The following is a 20,223-nucleotide window of genomic DNA, read 5'->3' as shown; positions in this document are numbered from 1 at the left end:
GCAGGACCGGTACCGTCCCCGGCGCCCGGATCGACGACCTGCCCCGACTGTGGCTCACGATACAATCGGGCCTGCTCAATCGATGCCGACCGCAGCCGTGCAACTACCCACGGGTAACATGACAGGCGTACTTTTTCCATCCGGCTTTCTCGAAATGAGGCAGTAGATGACAGAGCGGATTCAGGTCGGCGGGCTCCAGGTGGCCAAGGTTCTCCATGACTTCGTGGAGAACGAGGCGCTCCCCGGCTCCGGCGTAGATTCCGCCGCGTTCTGGACCGGTGCGGAGAGCGTCATCAACGACCTCGCTCCCCGCAACCGCGCCCTGCTGGCCGAACGCGACGAGATCCAGGGCAAATTGGATGCCTGGCACGCCGAGAACCCCGGCAAGGGCTACGACAAGGCCGCCTACAAGAAGTTCCTCACCGAGATCGGCTACCTGCGCGAGGAGCCGGCCGACTTCTCGATCGGCACCCAGAACGTCGACGACGAGATCGCCACCACCGCAGGCCCCCAGCTGGTCGTGCCGGTCAGTAACGCCCGGTTCGCGATCAACGCCGCCAACGCACGCTGGGGCTCGCTCTACGACGCTCTCTACGGCACCGACGCCATCTCCGAGGCCGGCGGGGCGGAGAAGGGCACCGGCTACAACAAGGTCCGCGGTGACAAGGTCATCGAGTGGGCCCGCAACTTCCTCGACGACGCCGTGCCGCTGATCACCGGTTCGCACGTCGGCTCCAAGGCCTACAAGATCGTCGACGGCGAACTCGAGGTCACCCTCGAGGACGGCACCGACATCGGCCTGGCCGATGCCTCCGCGCTCGTCGGCTACCAGGGCGATCCCGCCGCGCCGAGCTCGATCCTGCTGCGCCACAACGGTTTGCACATCGACATCCAGATCGATCCGGAGTCGCCGATCGGCAAGACCGACGACGCCGGCGTCAAGGATGTCGTGCTCGAGTCCGCGGTCACCACGATCATGGACTTCGAGGACTCGGTCGCCGCGGTCGACGCCGAGGACAAGGTGCTCTGCTACCACAACTGGCTGGGCCTGATGAAGGGCGATCTGGCCGAAGAGGTCAGCAAGGGCGGTAAGACCTTCACCCGCACCATGAATCCGGACCGGGTCTACACCGGCCTGGACGGCAAGGAACTGGTGCTGCACGGCCGCTCGCTGCTGTTCGTGCGCAACGTGGGTCACCTGATGACCTCCGACGCCATCCTCGACGCCCAGGGCAACGAGGTGCCCGAGGGCATCATGGACGGCCTGATCACCTCCCTGATCGCGCTGCACTCGCTCAACGGCAACGCCCGGGTGAGCAATTCGCGCACCGGTTCGGTCTACATCGTGAAGCCGAAGATGCACGGCCCGGACGAGGTCGCCTTCGCCAACGAGCTGTTCGAGCGGATCGAGGATGTGCTGGGCATGGCCCGCAACACCCTCAAGGTCGGCATCATGGACGAGGAGCGCCGCACCACGGTCAACCTGAAGGCCTGCATCGCCGCCGCGAAGGACCGTGTGGTGTTCATCAACACCGGCTTCCTGGACCGCACCGGCGACGAGATCCACACCTCCATGGAGGCCGGCCCGATGATCCGCAAGGCCGAGATGAAGAAGCAGCAGTGGATCCTGGCCTACGAGGACTGGAACGTCGACAAGGGGCTGGCCACCGGCCTGCCGCACAAGGCGCAGATCGGTAAGGGCATGTGGGCCATGCCGGATCTGATGCACGACATGCTCGAGCAGAAGATCGGCCACCCGCGTTCCGGCGCCACCACCGCCTGGGTTCCCTCCCCGACCGCGGCAACGCTGCACGCCACCCACTACCACCTGGTGGACGTGTTCGCCAAGCAGGCCGAGATCGCGAAGGGCGGCGCCCGCGCCACCGTCGACCAGATCCTGGAGATCCCGCTGGCCGCCGACACCAACTGGTCGGACGAGGAGATCCGCAACGAACTGGACAACAACTCGCAGTCCATCCTGGGCTACGTGGTCCGCTGGATCGATCAGGGCGTCGGCTGCTCCAAGGTGCCCGACATCAACGATGTCGCGCTCATGGAAGACCGTGCGACCCTGCGCATTTCGAGCCAGCTGATGGCCAACTGGCTGCGCCACGGCATCGTCACCGAGCAGCAGATCGTCGAGAGCCTGGAGCGGATGGCGCCCGTCGTCGACCGGCAGAACGCCGGAGACCCCGCCTACAAGCCGATGGCGCCCGACTTCGCCGGTAGCGTCGCCTTCCAGGCCGCCAAGGAACTGATCCTGGAGGGAACCCGGCAGCCCAACGGCTACACCGAGCCCATCCTGCACCGCCGCCGCCGCGAGGCGAAGGCGCTCGCCGCCAAGGGCTGATCCGCGAGGCTGCCCGGGATCGGCGGCCGCGGGAATTCTCGTACCCGGCAGCGCCGGTCGTCATCGACGACCGGGGCTGCCGTGTGTCCGGGCGATGCGGTCGCGGTGGGCCGGGATCGAGCGATCGGACTCAGCATTCGTTCGGTGCGGGCTCACCCCGCAGCCGTTCGTCGAGCCACGTGATCAGCAACGGCCAGCCGGTGTCGCCGGCCAGGAAGTGTTCGCCGGGCACGCTGCGGTAGATCGCCGCGACACCCAGCGCGCACTGCTGCCGGAACAACTGCTCGGCGCCGGCGGCCGGGATCCAGATGTCCTGCGCCCCGTTGTAGACCAGCAGCGGCACCGCCGATTTCCGGTCCGCCAGATCGGTCGCCCGGAACACCTGCTCGGCCACCGGGCCGTTCAGCGGGTCGGGAGTGTTCGCCACGAGGTCGATCGGCATCAGCAGTGCACCCGGCGCCGCGATCAGATTCATACACGTGTTCTTCAGCGGCGATACGGTCACCTGCTGAGCCAGATTGTTCATCGACGCGAGGATCTCGGGATGCTCGCGCCCGATGCCGAACACCGCGGCCATGAACACCCCGGAGGCCAGGTTGGCGTTCATCGTCCGGGCCAGCATGCGGAAATCGGCGGGCACCCCGCCGACCGCGGCGCCGGTGACGACCTCGGTCAGATCCGGTGCGTAGGAGTCGATCAGCGCCGCCGCGGCCCGGGTCGCGATCGCGCCGCCGGAATACCCGGCCATCACGTAGCGGCTGCCCCCGAGTTCTCCGGGCAGCAGGGTTCGCGCGGCGCGCACGGCGTCCAGCACCGCGTGCCCGGCCACGAACGGTTCGGCATAGGCCATATGCGGGCCCTCGTGGTCGGGGATCAGCACCGCGTAGCCGCGCTGCAGCGCCGGCTGGGACAGCGGCGGGAAGAAGTCGGCGAAGTTCGTGGTGTCCGAAATACCGTGTGCCAGAGTGTATCCGGGGGTGCATCGGCGCCCCAGACCGTCGATCGCGAGATTGTTCACCAGGACGGGGCGGCTGCCCGGCCCGGTCCAGGCCGTCGCCGGCAGCGCCAGCGTTGCGGTCGCGAACGACGGCTCACCCCGGGCATCGGTGGTGCGGTATTTCATCTGCACCACCTGCCGCGGGGGCGCGCCGAGCGGCATGGACAGCAGCGGTCCGGCGACCGGAGTCACGTCCCTGACTTCGACGATGTCACCGGGAACCAGCTCCGCCAGCCGCGCCGGCCAGGCGTCGAACAGCGGATCGCCGATATCGTCGGGCAGCACCGCGGCGCGCAGCGCGGCGGTCGCGCGGCCGGGGGTTGTGGACTCGGCGGCGGGCGTCGTCGGCCCGGCCGGAAGCTGCGGCCGAGGCACCACGGAGTCGATCCACCGCTGCAGATCCGGAATGCTCGGCCCCGGAGGCAACGAGATCTGCCCCGCTGCCGGCGGAGGCGGCGGATCCGCCCGCGCGACCAGCGCGGGCCCGCCGGCGACCGACACCACCACCACAATCAAGACACGCCAAGCCCACCGGGGCATACAACCCTCACCATCGACAAGTGGAAACACCGGACCGGCGGCCGCGGTGTACGCCGCCCCCGAGACACCACCTCAGCTCAGAGTTCCGTTATGCCACAGCATAAATGCGCCGGTGGCTCATTGTTGCCCAGCACTGGGGAGAATCGTCGATCCCGCTGACCCGGTCGAGCGGAGAACCGACACCCGACGGCTCCTCGGCCGCGCGGCGTATCGGCCGTCACACTCCGGTTCCGGCCGTATCGGAACAAACCTCCCGGACACCACGTTGTAGAACTCGACGTGGGGGGATCACCGGCCGCTCACCCCGGCGATCGCGTGAAAAATGACCCGACAACGGCGGTAACGCTGTGTCACCATGACAACGATGATCAACCGGCACCGCCACCCGTGCGGCGCCGTCCGACGAGTTCCGGGAAGGAGGAGGTGGCCGATGTATCCGAAGAATATGCGCGACGAGATGAACAGTCCTGTCCGACAGCGACTTTCGTCCGGCATCGAGTTGTCGCACCAGCGTCTGCGGCGATCCGACCGGGAAACCGGCCGCCTCGCTCTGCAGGCCTGATCGGCCGCTCCACTCTCTTCTCGTTCGCTCTCTCCGAAACATGGTGGCCCCATGCCGTTCCGTCGTGCCGAAAGACAGCTCACTCCCGACAACTGGATACACACCCCGGTGCTGGTCCTCAACGCCTCCTACGAGGCGCTGACCGATATCGGCGCCGATCGTGCGGTGGTGCTCGTGATCAGCGGGGCCGCCGAGACGGTGGCCGAGCGCCGGCCGCGGTTTCCGATTCGCTCCAAGCATCTGGAAATCGCACTGCCGCAGACGATTCGGTTGCTGCACTACGTCTACCTCGAGCACCGCGTGCTCGTGCACGACGAGAGCCGGGCCACCCTGGCGGGCGTCTTGCGGCGCGACAACCACCGGTGCGGCTACTGCGCCGGCTGGGCGGGAACCGTCGACCACATTCGACCGCGCAGCCGAGGGGGCCCCAACACCTGGAACAACCTGATCGCGGCGTGCGGACCGTGCAACACCCGCAAGGCCGACCGCACCCCGGACGAGGCCGGGATGCGGCTGCTCTGGGAACCCAAGGCGCCCACCGATCTGCAACGGCGGCAACGGCAGATCTGGAAGCACCTCGCCGCCGCCGACACCACACAGTGAACACCTATATCTCCCGAGAAAGGAGGGGTCCGAAATGACAACGACAGCACTCACCCTGGTGGATCTGCTCCCGGTCTCGGATACGCAGAGCTGGGAACAGGCCGCCTGCAAGGGCGATCCGAACCACGATGCGTGGTTCCCGTACCCGTCGCAGGACTTCGATTACGCACGCGGGATCTGCGGCGGCTGCCCGATTCGCCGCCAGTGCGCGGAATTCGCGGCCGCCACCGGCCAGTCCGGTGTGTGGGGCGGTCACGAATTCGATCGCGGCAAGCTGATCCGCGACTGACACACCGAACCGGCGTGCCGGCGGGACCACCCGCGGGCACACCGGTTCGGTGATCGGGCCACCGCTCCCGGTCGCGGTAGGTCCTGGTCGAGCGCCGGTTTTCGGGTGACCATACACTGGAAAATCGTGGGCACACATCGCAGCGCGGGCGGATCACGGGGCGTCAGCAAAGGTTTGGTTATTACCGTGGTGGCAGTCGTGCTGCTGGTCGCGGCCGTCGGTCTGTGGATCTGGCTGGGCAATCGCTCGGCGTCGGAGAACCGCACTGCGGCAGGCCAGTGCATCGAGGGCCCGGTCACCCTGGCCGTCACCGTCGATCCGGAGATCGCCGGGCCGGTGCGCGCCGCCGCGGATCGCTACAACGCCACCGTGCCGCAGGTCCGCGATCACTGTGCCAAGGTCGCGGTGACCGTGCAGCCGACGGCCGCGATGGTGGCCGCGCTCACCGCCCCGAACTGGGATGCCAAGCTCGGTCCGCAGCCGGGATTGTGGATTCCGAGTTCCTCGCGGGCGGTGGAGCGCATGCGCGTACCGGGGCTCGTCCAAGGCACACCGGCCTCGGTCGCGTCGAGTCCGATCGTGGTGGCGGTCCCCGAACAACTCGGCCAGGCCTTGGACAAGGCGAAACCCAGCTGGTCCGATCTTCCCCGCCTGCAGCGCGGATCGCTCGCCGACCTGGGGCTCGGCAGCTGGAACGGGCTGCGCATGGCGCTACCGCCCGGGGATACCTCCCTGGCCGCGGCGGTGGCGGTCGGCTCGGCCGTCTCCGGCTCCGACCCGCTGACCGAGGACAGCGCCCGCTCCGGTCAGGTCGTCGCCGCCATCTCCGGATTGGCCGCCGAAGCGCCGGAAGCCGCCGACACCGCCGCGGCGCTGGCCGCTGTCGCGCAGCGCGGGCAGACCGCTGACGGCCCCATCCATGCCGTGGCAGTTACCGAGCAGCAAGCCAAGGCCTACCCGCACCTGGCCCAGCTCCGGCCCACCGGTGCCGCGCCGGTCGACGATTATCCGGCCGCGCTGCTCACCGGCAGCTGGGTCGACAAGACCCAGAACCTCGTCGCGGGGCTGTTCGCCGATTACCTCCGCGCCCCCGCGCAGCAGAAGTTGTTCACCGACAACGGCTTCGAAGCCCCGGCCGCGACACCCGTTGCGCCCCCGGCGAAATCGGTACTCGACCAGGTGCAGTCCGTCCTGGCCAACCCGGTCCTGGGCGTGCAATCGACCATCCTGATCGATACCTCGGCGTCGATGGCGAGCACCGACGGGTCGATGTCGCGGCTGAACAACACGCTGGCCGCGGTGCAGTCGACACTGGACACCATGCCGCCCGACTTCGGCGCGGGCGCCTGGATCTACGCCAACCAGCTCGCCGACGGCAATCCGTATCGGATGATCGCGCGCACCGCGCCGCTGAGCCCGCAGCACCGCCGCGAATTGTCCACGGCCCTGGGCAATGTGGCGCTCGCGGGCTCCAGCACCGACCGCACCTATCCGGCGCTGGAGGCCGCCTACCGCAGTGCGGTCGAGAACTACGCCACCGGTAAGACGAACTCGGTCCTGCTGATCACCGGCGGCCCCAACGACAGCTCGTCGGTGACGGGCGATCAACTCCTCGCCGATATCACCGGGGCGACCGACGCCGCCCACCCGGTACGCGTCGACGTCATCGTGGTGGGCGGCCAGGGCGCCCCGACCCTGCAGAACCTCGCACAGAAGACCGGGGGCACCTACACCAAGGTCGCCACCTCCGACGACATGTCCTTCGGCACCGCCGTCAACCACGCGCTGACCACCACATAGGACACGCGAGCGGAATCCGGTTGCGGCACAAGGGTTCGGGCCGCATCGCCCGGGCGCTCACCCTTCGGAGTGAACCTGCCCGGGCGCTCACTTTCCGGTCAGTCGGTGTAGGCGTCCAGGGGCGGGCAGGAGCAGACCAGGTTGCGGTCGCCGAAGGCGCCGTCGATCCGCCGTACGGCGGGCCACACCTTCGCCCGAGCCGAATGCAGACCCATCGGGTACACCGCGGTTTCCCGGCTGTACGGGTAGGTCCATTCACCCACCAGCGCGGCGGCGGTGTGCGGCGCGCCGCGCAGCGGGCTCTGCTCCACCGGCCAGGTACCGGCGGCCACCTCGTCGATCTCGCCCTTGATCGCGATCATCGCATCGGCGAAAGCATCCAGTTCGTCGAGGTTTTCACTCTCGGTGGGCTCGACCATCAGCGTGCCGGCGACCGGGAAACTCATCGTCGGAGCGTGGAATCCGTAGTCCGCCAAGCGTTTGGCCACATCGTCGACCGTGACGCCGGTCCGCTTGGTGATCTCGCGCAGATCCAGAATGCACTCGTGCGCCACCATGCCGTTGTCTCCGGTGTACAGCACCGGGAAATGCGGATTCAACCGCCGCGCAAGGTAATTGGCGGAGGCGATGGCGGTCGTCGTCGCCCGCCGCAGCCCGTCGGCGCCCATCATCCGGATGTAGGCCCAGGTGATCGGCAGAATCGACGCCGAACCGTAGCGCGCCGCCGACACCGCGTGTGAATCCCGCTGCAGCGGATCACCCGGCAGATACGGCGCCAGATGCTCGCGCACCGCCACCGGTCCCACGCCGGGACCGCCGCCGCCGTGCGGGATGCAGAACGTCTTGTGCAGGTTCAGATGCGAGACGTCGCCGCCGAACCGCCCCGGCCGGGCAAGTCCCACCAGGGCATTCAGGTTGGCGCCGTCGACGTACACCTGACCACCGGCGTCGTGGACCAACGCGCACAGTTCGGCCACCTCGTGCTCGTACACCCCGTGGGTGGACGGGTAGGTGATCATGATGCAGGCCAGCCGGTCGGCGTGATCGGCGATCTTCGCCCGCAGGTCGTCCAGGTCGACGTCACCGTTGTCGCGGCACTTCACGACCTCCACCCGCAGGCCCGCCATCGCCGCGGAGGCCGCGTTGGTGCCGTGCGCGCTCGACGGGATCAGGCAGGTGTCACGGTGGGTGTCGCCGCGATCCAGATGGTAGCGGCGGATCGCCAGCAGGCCGGCGTATTCGCCCTGGCTGCCGGCGTTCGGCTGCAGGCTCACCCGGTCGTATCCGGTGACGGCCGCCAACCAGTTCTCCAGATCCTCGATCACCCGCAGCATGCCGGGCACATCCTCCACCGGCGCGTAGGGATGCAGCCGGGCGAAGCCGGGCCAGGTGATGGGTTCCATCTCGGCGGTGGCGTTGAGCTTCATGGTGCAGGAGCCGAGCGGAATCATGCTGCGGTCCAAGGCGATATCCTTGTCCGACAGCTGCCGCAGGTACCGCAGCATCGCGGTTTCGGTGCGGTAGCGGGTGAAGGCCGGATGGGTCAGATAGGACGAGGTCCGGGTCTCGATCGACGGCCGCTCGCTCACCTCCGGTGCGGCGTCGGCGCCGAAGCACTCCAGCACGACCGCGACCTGCGCGTCGGTGGTCGCCTCGTCACAGGCCACCGCCACGTGATCGGCATCGACCAGGCGCAGATTGATGCCGCGCCCCTTGGCCTTGCCGACCACCGCTTCGGCGCCGCCGGGCACCGCGACCAGGACGGTATCGAAGAAGCGCTCGTGCACGACAGCGTCACCGAGTCCGGCGGCCAGCCGTTCGGCGTGGCGATGGACGCGCCGCGCGATCGCGCGCAATCCGTCCGCGCCGTGGTAGGAGGCATACATGGCGGCGACGATGGCGAGCAGAACCTGCGCGGTGCAGATGTTGGAGGTCGCCTTCTCCCGCCGGATGTGCTGTTCGCGCGTCTGCAGGGCGAGCCGATAGGCCCGATTTCCGTCGGCGTCCACCGAGACGCCCACCAGCCGGCCGGGCAGCTGCCGGGCATGCGCGGTGCGGACCGCGAGATAGCCGGCATGCGGTCCGCCGAAGCCGAGCGGGACACCGAAACGCTGCGTGGTACCGAAACAGACGTCGGCTCCCTGCTCGCCGGGCGGTGTGATCAGCGTCAGCGCCAGCAGATCGGCGCCCACCGCGACCAGCGCGCCGCGGTCGTGGGCGGCGGCGATCAACCCCGTCGGCTCCAGGATCCGGCCGGAGGCTCCCGGGGTCTGGAGCACGACACCGAAGAAGTCGCCGTCGGGCAGCTCACCCGTGCTCAGATCGGCCTCGACCAGGGTGATGCCCAGCGGTTCGACGCGGGTGGCCAGGACGGTTCGGGTCTGCGGGAAGAGGTCGGCATCGATCAGCAGTCGCTGCGAGGTGCTCTTCCGATTGGCCCGCTGCAGCAGCGTCATCGCCTCCGCCGCGGCGGTCGCCTCGTCCAGCATGGAGGCGTTGGCGACCTCCATCCCGGTCAGATCCGCGACCATGGTCTGGAAGTTGAGCAGGGCTTCGAGACGCCCCTGGCTGATCTCGGGTTGATACGGCGTGTAGGCGGTGTACCAGGCCGGGTTCTCCAGCAGATTGCGGACCAGCACCGGCGGCGTCAGGGTGTCGTAGTAGCCGAGGCCGATCATGGAGGTGGCCACGGTGTTCGAGTGCGCGAGGGCCGCGAGTTCGGTGAGTGCCTCGTGTTCGGACACGGCGGGCGGCAGCGCGTCCAGGCCGGTGTCGTCGGCGGCGTCGAGGATGGTCGCGGGTACGGCGCGACGCGTCAGTTCGTCCATCGAGCCGACGCCGACGGCGTCGAGCATCCGATCGAGCTCGGTGGGGTCGGGTCCGATGTGGCGGTCGGCGAAACTACGGGTCACGGCAGCTCCAAGGCTCGGGCGAGTCGACCGGGCAGCACTGCCACGTCGACGACTGTCGGCCCTCCCCCTCTGTCGTGGCGCCTGAGAGATTCGGGTCCGCGATGCGACCCTTTCCCCATGGGCGGGTAGCCCGCATTGTGTGCGGACACCGCTTTCCAGAGGCGTCGAACTCCGTACGGTCCCTGATGCCTGAGAGATTGACGGGGAGGTGCTGCTCCTTCGGCGCCCGGGACGGACCCGGAACTCTCCCGCACGGCGGCGACGCACCCACAGTTTAAGCGGCTCCGGATGAACGATATGTTTCCGGCCCGGTTCGACGACCAGTCGGCTCCGTCACATCCACCGGACCCGGGGTCGGCGGCGCCGCGGCCCCGCCGAGCCCTACCCGGTCTTGCGGTTCTCGCGCGCCTTGCGCCGGTAGGCCAATTCGTCCTCGGGCCGCTCGCTGGCGGCGTGGCTTTCCGCACGCTCGGCGGGGAAGTTGGCGATCGCCCCGGTCAGTTCCCGCATCGCCCCGCTGACGGCGATGCCGAAGACGCCCTGACCGCCCTGCAGTAAATCGACGACCTCTTCCGGCGAGGAGCACTCGTAGACGGTCGTGCCGTCGGAGAACAGGGTGATCCCGGCCAGATCCTCGACCCCGCGGCTGCGCAGGTGGTCGACGGCGATGCGGATGTTCTGCAGGGAGATCCCGGCATCGAGCAGTCGCTTGACGATCTTGAGGACCAGGATGTCCTTGAACGAGTACAGGCGCTGACTGCCGGAACCGGTGGCGCTGCGAATCGAGGGGACGACGAGCCCGGTGCGGGCCCAGTAGTCGAGCTGCCGATACGTGATCCCGGCGACCTGGCATGCACTCGGAACGCGGTAACCGACCAACTCGTCGGGCACCGTGTCGTCAGGGAACAGCCCAGGCTGCACGACCGCGGTGGGCCGCGGATCGGGTGCTGGTTGCTGCGGTCGGTCTCCCACTGCTACTCCCTCACTGCATCGCCGAAGAAGAACAACGGCCTAACTGTCGAGGCTACTCCGTCGATTGTCTCGGCAGCACGGGCATGGAGCCAAACTCCGCGTGCGGCGTGTTTCTCACCCTCTAGCTGAGGTATAGAGCACAATCCGGGATCGTCGCACCGCCGCACGCGGTCGCCGACGATCCGGCCGGCCGACGTCGCGTGCGACTCAGCTGTCGGTGGCCTTGAAGTCGTCCGGGGACACCGATTCCAGGAACTCCTTGAACTTCTCCACCTCGTCCTCGCGCTCGTCCGGCATCACCAGCCCGGCCTCCTCGAGCACCGGCTCCTCCGCGTAGATCGGGCAACCGACCCGCAATGCGATGGCAACCGAATCCGAGGGCCGCGCGGAGATCCGCACGTCGTTGTCGAAGACGAGATCGGCGTAGAAGGTTCCTTCTTGCAGATCCACGATCCGGACCTCCTTCAAGGTGTGGCCGAGATCGTGGATCAGGATCTTGATCAGGTCGTGGGTCAGGGGCCGGATCGGGGTGACCCCCTCCTGCTCGAGCACGATGGCGGTCGCCTCGGCCTGACCGATCCAAATGGGCAGATAACGGTCGCCCGACTCTTCACGCAGCAGCAACACGGGTTGGTTCTGGGGCTGCTCGACCCGGATGCCGATCACACGCATTTCACTCATCGCACTGGCCTCCCATACTCGCCGGCCGCCCGCACGAGCCCTGCTGGGCAGGCCGTATCACCGAGTCTAGGCGAAGAATTCAGCCGCCGAGGGACGCGCGCACCGACGTCTTCACCAAGCTGGTATGCAACGTCAGCGACAACGCCGCCAACTCGCGCACCGTCTCCTCGGCGCGGGCCCGGGCATCGGCATCGCGACTCTTGGCGATCGGCGCCGCGATCTGGGCGACCATGGCGGCCTCCCGGTCCGCGGCCAGCTTGAACGCCCGCAGATGCCGTGCCTCCAAACCGAATTCGCTCATCGCCTTCGCGGTACGAGCCAGGGTCACGGCCTCGGCGTCGAAAAACCCGGCCGCGCCGGGGGTGATGAGCCCGGCGCGGATCAATTCGGTGAGAAATTTCTCATCTATTCCGGCCTGCTCGAGCAGATCGGCACGCGTGACGCGGATTTCGTGGTCGAGCCGCAGCTCATCCGGAGACACCTCACCGGGTACCACGCCCAACCGGCGCGGCGCGGCAGGTGTGCCCAGGGTGCGGGCGGACTCGGACGCACGCCCCGAGCCGTCCCCACCGGCGCCGTCGGCCCGGGCGCGTGCTTCACGCACACCCAGGGTCGCGGCGCCGCGGTCGATCGCTTCGAGCTGCTCCTTGATCACCTTCAGCGGCAGATACTGATCCCGCTGCGCGGTCAGCACGAACTTCAACCGCTCGACATCGGCGACCGAGAATCTGCGATATCCCGAAGGCGTGCGCTCCGGTCGGATCAGCCCCTCCGATTCGAGGAAGCGGATCTTGGAAATGGTGATGTCCGGAAAATCCGGACGCAGCAGGTCCAGCACGGAGCCGATCGACATTCCTCCGCGTGTCCATTGCGCTGCGCCAGTCATCAGTGGATCCGCCTCGGCCCGCTATGCGCTCGGCTCGTTGACCTGCGGCCGCGGTCCGGTCAGGAAGACCAGCCGGAACTTGCCGATCTGCACCTCGTCACCGTTCTGCAACTCCGAGGAATCCACCGGCTCCCGGTTGACGTAGGTGCCGTTCAGGCTGCCCACGTCGACCACCTGGAAGGTGTCCTCGTCCTGCCGGAACTCCGCGTGCCGACGGGACACGGTGACATCGTCGAGAAAGATGTCGCTGTCGGGGTGCCGACCCGCCGAGGTGGTGGGCTGATCCAACAGGAACCGCGAACCGGCATTCGGTCCACGCTTGACCACCAGCAGGGCTGCGCCCGCGGGCAGACCCTCGACCCCTTGCACCGGCTGTTCGCCGGTCTGCTCACCGGAGCGCGACGCGTCGACCTCGTTGAGGAAGTCAGCGCGGAATACCGAAGTCGTTTCGGCCGCGCTCTCCCCGTAACCCGGGTCTTTGTTCTCGCTCACCCTTGCTCTCCTCCTCGAACCGATTATCCGTACCGGTATCCGGCGCCAATACTGAGCGCACTGCCCTCACCGTCGCCACCCATCGCGACCGGCTGTCGCGCTGCCAGGTGTCACCGGCAAGTTCCGGCAGAGTTCCCGGCACCGGCCGCCGGCACATCTGTTGGCATTGACCGTACCCTGCTGGGGCGCACCCGTGCAGGTAGAACTGGGAAGGCTGACTCAGCCCTCGATAACTCCTTGGTAACCCGCGGCATCCAGCAGTGCGCCGAGGGCGGTGTCGAGCGCCTCGGCGTCATCGATCTGCAATTCGAACATCCAGCCCTCACCGTAGGGGTCGGTGTTCAACGACTCGGGCTCGGAGTCGAGATTCTCGTTCGCCGCAACAACTTTCGCGTTCATCGGGGCAAAGATCTCCGACACGCTCTTGGTCGATTCGACCTCGGCGATCGCCTCACCGGCCGACACCACGGTATCGACCGCCGGCAGCTGCACGAACACCACATCACCGAGCTGCGACTGGGCGTAGTCGGTGATACCGACCCGGACACGGTCCGGCGCGATCCGCTGCACCCACTCGTGTTCCTCGGTGTAGCGAAGGTCCTCGGGAAGGTTGGTCACAGGCTGATTCCTCTCACGGGGTGTCCTTTCACGGGCATCGGCCAACCGGCATCGGGACAACTCTATCCACCCGGACCGACACCGCGACCTTGCACACCCGCTACGAAGTTGCTCGCGGCGCAACGGGTATGGTTCGCGCGACGGCGAACGCCTTGCCGAGATAGAGCAGACCCGTCCAGACATAGACCGCGACGCCCCACCACAGCAGCGCCCAACCGAAGGCGCGCCCGAAACCCGCGGCGGCCCAATCCATCTGCCCCGCGAGCAACCACGGCAGCGCCGACATGAGCGCGAAGGTGGCCGCCTTGCCGAGATAGATGACCTCCGGGGGATCGAGGTTGCGGCGGCGATAGATCGGCAGCGTCGCGCTGAGCACCAGGTCCCGCCCGATCACGACGACGACGAACGGCCACGGCAGGATCGCGCGCACCAGTAGACCGACGACGGTGGCGATCAGATACAGCCGGTCGACCAACGGATCCAGCAGCGCCCCCAGCCGCGAGGACTGGTCGAGCAGCCGCGCGAGCTTGCCGTCCAGGAAATCCGTGACGCCACTGACCACCAGCAATGCGAACGCCCAGCCGTCGGCGTGCTCGACCAGCAGCAGCCACAACAAGACCGGAACACCGGTCAGCCGCAGCACACTCAGCACGTTGGGGACGGTGAGAATGCGGTCGGACAGCACCTCGGCCGGCGGGGCACCGGGCTCGTTCGCGGCTGCCGCCCGCTCGGCGGCCTCGTGCTCGGGGCCGGATCCGCCGGCCGATGGAGTGGTCACAGCCTGTGTGCATACCGGAATGCCCGCTGCTGCGCCATTCGGGCACGCCGCGGCCGGTACGGCGGCACGATAGGTTTATCCGTCGCGTCCGACCGCCCGCAGTCCGGTTCGTGACACGATGAGTCGGATATCGTTTCATTATCGTGCGGTGACGAGAGGATGACATGCCCGACTTCGACTACGACGTGGTGGTGATCGGCTCCGGCTTCGGGGGCAGCGTCAGCGCGCTGCGCTTGACCGAGAAGGGCTATCGGGTGGCCGTCCTGGAATCCGGTCGCCGGTGGCCGGCCGAGGCCATTCCACGCTCGAATTGGAATGTGCGCAAGTCGATCTGGGCCCCACGACTGGGCCTCACCGGCCCGCAGCGGATCAGCGTGCTCGGCAAGTGCGCGGTCTTCTCGGCCGCCGGTGTCGGCGGCGGCTCGCTGATCTACGGCAACACCCTCTACGAACCGCTGCCCAACTTCTACACCGACCGGCAGTGGGCGCATATCGCCGATTGGCGGTCCGAGCTCGCGCCGTACTACGACCAGGCCAAACGCATGCTGGGGGTGGCGCCGAATCCGCGCGTGACCCCCGCCGACGAGGTGATCCGTTCCATCGCAGACGATCTCGGCGTCGGTGACACCTATCACCCCACCAACGTCGGGGTGTTCTTCAACGAGGAGCAGCCCGGTGTCGAGGTCGACGATCCCTACTTCGGCGGCGCCGGCCCGCGCCGCAGCGGCTGTATCCACTGTGCGCGCTGCTTCACCGGCTGCCCGCACAACGCCAAGAACACCACCCCCACCAACTACCTCTACCTCGCCGAGCGGGCCGGGGCGAAGGTGTTCGAGCTCACCACCGTGACCGGAGTGCGGCCGATGGTGGGCGGCGGCTACGCGATCGAGACCCAGCGGTCCGACCGCTGGATCCGCAAGGGGCGCAAGACTTTCACCGCCGAGCAGGTCGTCTTCGCGGCTGCGGCACTGGGGACCCAGAAGCTGCTGCACAAGATGCGCGACGAGAACGTGCTGCCGAATCTGTCACCGCGCCTGGGCGAACTCACCCGCAGCAACTCCGAGGCGATTCTCAACGTGGTCAGCCGGGAGCGGCGCGATTTCGCCGAGGGAATCGCCATCACCTCGTCGATCCACCCCGAGCCCGACACCCATATCGAGGTCTGCCACTACGGCAAGGGACAGAATGCGCTGTTCCCGATGTCGGTGCCCATCGTCGACGGCGGTGCCTTCCGCTTCCTGCGGTTCCTGCTGGCCATCGTGCTGCATCCACTGGTGTTCGCGCGCAGCCTCAACGCCCGGCACGCGTCGGAGAAATCGGTGATCCTGCTGGTGATGCAGTCGCTGGACAATTCGCTGACCTCGTTCCGGCGCTGGGGACAGCTCAAGACCAGGCAGGGCACCGGACAACCCAATCCGACCTGGATCCCGCTGGCCCACGACATCGGCCGCCGATTCGGCGCGAAGGTCGACGGCGACGTGCACGGCCTGGTGATGGACGTGTTCAACATCCCGGCCACCGCCCACTACATCGGCGGCTGCGTGATCGGCGAGGGACCCGAAAGCGGTGTGGTCGATCCGTATCAGCGAGTGTTCGGCCACCCCGGGCTGCACATCGCCGACGGCTCCGCGGTCACCGCGAATCTCGGGGTGAATCCGTCGCTGACCATCACCGCTCAGGCCGAGCGGGCAATGGCGTTCTGGCCCAACAAGGGTGAGGCCGATCCGCGGCCCGAACTCGGCGCGCCGTATCGCCGGGTCCAGCCGGTCGCCCCGCGTTTCCCGACCGTTCCCGAGACGGCGCCGGGCGCCCTGCGGTTGCCCATCGTGCCGATCGATCCGGCGCCGGCCGACCGCTGACCGGTGCGGCCCGGCCCGGACGATATCGTGTCTGCGGGCCGGGCCGGCACCGCAAGGCCGACATCGGCGCGTCGAATCCTCCCCCGGACCTGTAGTGCCCCTTATGCTTTCCGATATCGAGTGTCGACGGAAGGGCGGTCGCCAATGCTCGTGCGAGTGCAGAACGCGGCCGGAACTCTGGCCGAGCGGGTCCTCATCGATTGGCTGCGCACCTGGAAGGGTCCGGGTGACCCGCAGGGTGTCGCCACGGTCAACTGCAGCCTGTTCCATGCCGATCGGCTGCACCAGTTCGACGCCGTGATCTGGACGCCGACCACCTGTGTGGTGATCGAGGCCGAGGCCATGGTCGAACGGGTCAGCGGTGAACTCGAGGTGCCGTTGAACGGGCCGTGGCGCGTCGGCGGCCAGGTCGTGAGTTTCGAAGGCGACGAGCGCGGCACCCCGCTGGACCGCAGCCGGGAACACACTCATGCGCTGCAAACCTGGCTGGCCGAACGCGGACTCGGTCAGCGGGTGGTCCACGGTGTGGTCGTGGTCGTGCCACCGCACGGCGTGAACCTCCGGATCCGGCAGCTGTGGAACGATCCGGGGTTCCAGGTGGTGGCCGGAGACGATCCCGGGCGGCTGGCGGCCTGCCTGCGCGACCTGACGTCCCAGGGCCGGGCGCAGTGGACGGTCAACGACGTGGCGCTGACCTTCCGCGGGCTCGGCATTCTGCCGTATCTGCCCGCCCCGCAGGACCTGATCGGCGAGGGATTCGGCGGGCCGGTCGACACCACGCTGTGGTACGGCGGCCCACAGCAGGCCCAGGCCGAGGCCTTCCTCGAGGAACAGGCGCACGCCGACCAGGGGTACGCGCGCCCGTTGCCGATCACGATGCCGTGGTACAGCCCGTGGAATCTGTACCCGAAGGAAGCCGACCGCATCGATCCCGGCCGGGCCGCGCTGCGCATCATGCTGGCCCTGGGCATGCTGATCGGATTCGCCTGGGTGCTGTGGTTCGTGATCTCGCTGATCCTGGCCTACGGGCCGGCCTGATCTCCGTCGGCAGCACCCGGCTTACCGACCTGCCCCGGCACGAAGCCGGTATCGACGACGGTATCGGCGGCCGGCCGCGTCTCGCCGACGTCGCGGCGTCCATCGGTCCGACCGCGCAGCCGGCACAGCCCCGACCATGCCGCCGTCACCGCGGCGGCCGCGAATGCCGTACCGCCGACGATATCGGTCGGATAGTGGTAGCCGAGCCCGATCATTCCCACCGCCACGGCCGCCAGGGCGAGGAGCGCCACTGCCGCCAGGGCGATCCGAATCCACCCGGCGGCGGCCACCAGCAGCAAACCCGTTGCGATGGCGACGAATTGGACGGTGTGCCCGCTCGGGTAGGCGAGATAGTGCTGTAAATGCCTGCCCCACAGCGGTTTCAGCACCCAGGTGTTGATGGCGACCACCAACTCGGGAACGACCAGCAGGAATACGGCGGCCCACCGCTCGCGCCGCCACAGACAGTATCCGATCCCGATCAGCAACAGCGGCAACACGATATAGGCGTCGCTCGGCACCACCAGGGCGTCGTAGACCCCGCGATGGGCGTCGAGCCGCTCGTGCACGCGGTCACCGATCGCCCGGTCGAATGCGGTGGGCCCGCCGCCGGCGGGGAAACTCAACGGCAGCGTGACGGTGGTCAGCAGGCCGATCAGGACGACGACGGCGACGACGAGAGGCTGCGGTCGATGCGGGGTGATCGGCGGCGGAGCATGCACGTCCTCGACGATAGCCGGGGGCCGAGCCCGCCCCGCCGCCGATCGATCAGATGCCCTGACGCACGCTCGCGTCGTCGAGCATCGCCGCGCGCAGCATCGCCTCGGGGACACCCAGCGCCTCGACCAGGGTGGCGGAGTGCGGCCGCAGCCGGTCGACGAGTTCGTTGACGCCGCGGCGCACCGACTTGGCGCGATCCACCGACATGAACCGGTGCATGATGTACCAGGCCTGGTTCTGTTCGATGGTCGAGTAGACGAACAGATCGCAGACGGTGTCGGCGAGCGCCCGCGCGTCGGGATCCTCGATATCGGCGATGCCCTCGATGAACGCCTCCAGCACCAGCCGGTCGATATGCGCCTCACCGGCGGCGAGGATGTGATCCTGCGCGTTGTTGAACGCCTCGAAGGGGCCCGTCTCCTCGGCTCGCGCGCGCAGCCGGTGCGCGGCCGTACGGGTCAGATAGTCCTCACGGTCGGCGAACAGCTGCAGCTGCACCGAGCGGCGGGACAGGTCACCGTCGTCGACACTGTCGTCGGAACGGTCGCGCAATCGCTGGATGAGCTGGCGCACCCCGGAGGTCTCGCGCACCACGTCCCGGGCCATGGTGGCCGCGAACTTCACCCAGCCCAGCGCGTCGAGATCGCGCACCTCGTCGGCGTAGGCGGTGAGCAACTCCTTGGCGACCAACTGGGTGAGCACCACGTTGTCACCTTCGAAGGTGGTGAACACATCGGTGTCGGCCTTCAGCGTGACCAATCGGTTCTCGGTGAGATACCCTGCGCCACCGCAACATTCGCGGCATTCCTGGATGGTGCGGGTGGCGTGACGGGTCTGCGCGACCTTCAGGCCGGCCGCCCGCTTCTCCAGCGCACGCTGCGCCGCCGGGTCCAGATTCTGTCCGGTCTGCACCAGATGCATGCGCCGCACCAGGTCGTTCTGGGCGAACGACAGCGCGAACGCCCGCGCCACGTGCGGCAGCAGCCGGCGCTGATGGCTGCGGTAGTCCAGGAGCAGGGTTTCGCTGCCGTCGTCGGGATCGGAGAACTGCCGGCGCTTGTCGGCGTAGCGCAGGGCGATACTCAGCGCCACCCGTGCCCCGGCGGCCGCGGCCCCACCGACGCTGATCCGCCCGCGCACGAGCGTGCCCAGGGTGGTGAAGAAGCGCCGGCTCGGATTCTCGATCTCGGAGCTGTAGGCGCCATCCGGTGCGACATCGGCGTACCGGTTGAGCAGATTCTCCCGGGGGATCCGCACCCGATCGAACTGGATGCGGCCGTTGTCGACGCCGGGCAGCCCGCCCTTGAGGCCACAGTCGGAGGTGGTCACGCCCGGGAGGTCGTTACCCTGTTCGTCGCGGATGGGCACCAGAAAGCAGTGCACGCCCTGGTTTTCCCCGCCGGTGATCAGCTGGGCGAAGACCGCCGCCATGCGGGCGTGTTCGGCGGCTCCGCCGATATAGTCCTTGCGCGCGGACTCGGTGGGACTGTGCACCACGAATTCCCCGGTGCCCGGATCGTAGGTCGCGGTGGTCTCCAGATTGGCCACATCACTGCCGTGCCCGGACTCGGTCATCGCGAAACAGCCCAGAAGATCCAGCGAGAGCAGGCGTTTGACGATATCGGCGTGGCGTTCGGTGCCCAGATTCTCCACCGCGCCGCCGAACAGCCCCCATTGCACACCCGCCTTCACCCACAGCGACAGATCGGTGTAGGCCAGCATCTCCAAACCGGTGACGGCGCCGCCGGGATCGTTGCTGCCACCGTGCTCGATGCTGAAACCCTTTTCCGCGTAACCGAATTCGGCGACGATGCGCAGCTGTTCCAGCACTCGGGCGCGGGACTGCCGGTAGTCGAGGTACGGGTCGCCGAACAACCGGTCGTCGACCAGTTGGCGACGCGCCTGTTCCCGCACCTCGCGCCAGGGACCGTCGAGCGCGGCGCGCAGATGATCGGCCGTCGACTTCCCGGTGTGGGAGCTGCCGGCGCCCGGTGTCGCGGAGTCTGCTGTCTCGGTACCCGCTGCTGCCCCGGTACCCGTAGCCGTTTCGGTGCCCATGGTTACCGACTGTAGCGGGAGGGTCGGCGCCGCGCGGATAACCAGCGCTTTGCCCTCGTGGTCGCCGC

Annotated in this window: 16 protein-coding genes and 1 riboswitch; of the genes, 6 read left to right on the top strand and 10 right to left on the bottom strand. The window is 68.1% G+C overall.

Annotation, left to right across the window (positions count from 1 at the left end; all coding sequences use genetic code 11):
• Positions 1 to 166 precede the first annotated feature (166 nt).
• On the top strand, positions 167 to 2,350 hold the full coding sequence (locus ON37_RS11615; protein ID WP_040719041.1) for a malate synthase G: 2,184 nt from the start codon (positions 167 to 169) through the stop codon (positions 2,348 to 2,350).
• Between the two features lie 130 nt (positions 2,351 to 2,480).
• Here the strand turns inward: ON37_RS11615 and ON37_RS11610 are convergent, their stop codons facing one another.
• Positions 2,481 to 3,887, bottom strand: coding sequence for a lipase family protein (locus tag ON37_RS11610; protein WP_040719039.1), 1,407 nt, complete (start codon positions 3,885 to 3,887; stop codon positions 2,481 to 2,483).
• Positions 3,888 to 4,500: 613 nt separating this feature from the next.
• Between ON37_RS11610 and ON37_RS11605 the strand changes: the two genes are divergently transcribed.
• From ON37_RS11605 to ON37_RS11595, 3 genes are all read left to right on the top strand, one after another.
• A complete protein-coding gene (locus ON37_RS11605; protein ID WP_040719037.1) occupies positions 4,501 to 5,052 on the top strand; it encodes an HNH endonuclease in 552 nt (183 codons plus the stop codon).
• 34 nt (positions 5,053 to 5,086) lie between these two features.
• Positions 5,087 to 5,341: a WhiB family transcriptional regulator gene (locus ON37_RS11600; RefSeq protein WP_040719036.1), complete on the top strand. Its 255-nt coding sequence runs from the start codon at positions 5,087 to 5,089 to the stop codon at positions 5,339 to 5,341.
• A 186-nt stretch (positions 5,342 to 5,527) separates the two neighbouring features.
• Positions 5,528 to 7,141, top strand: a complete 1,614-nt coding sequence (locus ON37_RS11595) for a substrate-binding domain-containing protein (RefSeq protein WP_051031482.1) — start codon at positions 5,528 to 5,530, stop codon at positions 7,139 to 7,141.
• A gap of 98 nt (positions 7,142 to 7,239) precedes the next feature.
• On the opposite strand, the gene gcvP is transcribed toward ON37_RS11595, so the two are convergent.
• From gcvP to ON37_RS11560, 7 genes are all read right to left on the bottom strand, one after another.
• Positions 7,240 to 10,053 (bottom strand): aminomethyl-transferring glycine dehydrogenase, encoded by a 2,814-nt coding sequence (gene gcvP, locus ON37_RS11590; RefSeq protein WP_040719035.1) that lies wholly within the window; start codon positions 10,051 to 10,053, stop codon positions 7,240 to 7,242.
• A 166-nt stretch (positions 10,054 to 10,219) separates the two neighbouring features.
• Positions 10,220 to 10,314: riboswitch (glycine riboswitch) on the bottom strand.
• Positions 10,315 to 10,434: 120 nt separating this feature from the next.
• Positions 10,435 to 11,025, bottom strand: a complete 591-nt coding sequence (locus ON37_RS11585) for a MerR family transcriptional regulator (protein WP_040719033.1) — start codon at positions 11,023 to 11,025, stop codon at positions 10,435 to 10,437.
• 207 nt (positions 11,026 to 11,232) lie between these two features.
• Complete coding sequence (locus tag ON37_RS11580) at positions 11,233 to 11,706, bottom strand: bifunctional nuclease family protein (protein ID WP_040719032.1); 474 nt, start codon at positions 11,704 to 11,706, stop codon at positions 11,233 to 11,235.
• Between the two features lie 79 nt (positions 11,707 to 11,785).
• Positions 11,786 to 12,559 carry a transcriptional regulator FtsR gene (gene ftsR / locus ON37_RS11575; protein WP_085997275.1) on the bottom strand — a complete coding sequence of 258 codons (774 nt, stop codon included), beginning with the start codon at positions 12,557 to 12,559 and terminating at the stop codon, positions 11,786 to 11,788.
• Between the two features lie 54 nt (positions 12,560 to 12,613).
• Positions 12,614 to 13,084, bottom strand: a complete 471-nt coding sequence (odhI, locus tag ON37_RS11570) for an oxoglutarate dehydrogenase inhibitor Odhl (protein WP_036500944.1) — start codon at positions 13,082 to 13,084, stop codon at positions 12,614 to 12,616.
• Positions 13,085 to 13,303: 219 nt separating this feature from the next.
• Positions 13,304 to 13,702: a glycine cleavage system protein GcvH gene (gene gcvH, locus ON37_RS11565; RefSeq protein ID WP_040719029.1), complete on the bottom strand. Its 399-nt coding sequence runs from the start codon at positions 13,700 to 13,702 to the stop codon at positions 13,304 to 13,306.
• A 100-nt stretch (positions 13,703 to 13,802) separates the two neighbouring features.
• Positions 13,803 to 14,387, bottom strand: coding sequence for a CDP-alcohol phosphatidyltransferase family protein (locus ON37_RS11560; RefSeq protein ID WP_040719086.1), 585 nt, complete (start codon positions 14,385 to 14,387; stop codon positions 13,803 to 13,805).
• A 257-nt stretch (positions 14,388 to 14,644) separates the two neighbouring features.
• Here ON37_RS11560 and ON37_RS11555 point away from each other — a divergent pair, with 257 nt between their 5' ends.
• Both ON37_RS11555 and ON37_RS11550 read left to right on the top strand, forming a co-directional pair.
• On the top strand, positions 14,645 to 16,339 hold the full coding sequence (locus tag ON37_RS11555) for an FAD-dependent oxidoreductase (RefSeq protein ID WP_040719028.1): 1,695 nt from the start codon (positions 14,645 to 14,647) through the stop codon (positions 16,337 to 16,339).
• Between the two features lie 144 nt (positions 16,340 to 16,483).
• Positions 16,484 to 17,377 carry a nuclease-related domain-containing protein gene (locus ON37_RS11550; protein ID WP_040719027.1) on the top strand — a complete coding sequence of 298 codons (894 nt, stop codon included), beginning with the start codon at positions 16,484 to 16,486 and terminating at the stop codon, positions 17,375 to 17,377.
• On the opposite strand, the gene ON37_RS11545 is transcribed toward ON37_RS11550, so the two are convergent.
• Both ON37_RS11545 and ON37_RS11540 read right to left on the bottom strand, forming a co-directional pair.
• Positions 17,362 to 18,099 carry a phosphatase PAP2 family protein gene (locus ON37_RS11545; RefSeq protein WP_245553161.1) on the bottom strand — a complete coding sequence of 246 codons (738 nt, stop codon included), beginning with the start codon at positions 18,097 to 18,099 and terminating at the stop codon, positions 17,362 to 17,364. The two genes, ON37_RS11550 and ON37_RS11545, sit on opposite strands and share 16 nt — an antisense overlap.
• 46 nt (positions 18,100 to 18,145) lie before the next feature.
• Positions 18,146 to 20,155, bottom strand: a complete 2,010-nt coding sequence (locus ON37_RS11540; protein WP_083892912.1) for an acyl-CoA dehydrogenase family protein — start codon at positions 20,153 to 20,155, stop codon at positions 18,146 to 18,148.
• Positions 20,156 to 20,223: the final 68 nt, after the last annotated feature.

Origin of the sequence: Nocardia veterana NBRC 100344 (assembly GCF_000308855.1) — a bacterium.
Classification (GTDB): domain Bacteria; phylum Actinomycetota; class Actinomycetes; order Mycobacteriales; family Mycobacteriaceae; genus Nocardia; species Nocardia veterana.
The sequence above is the reverse complement of the archived record's forward strand: the minus strand, read 5'-3'. Positions and strand labels throughout refer to the sequence as shown.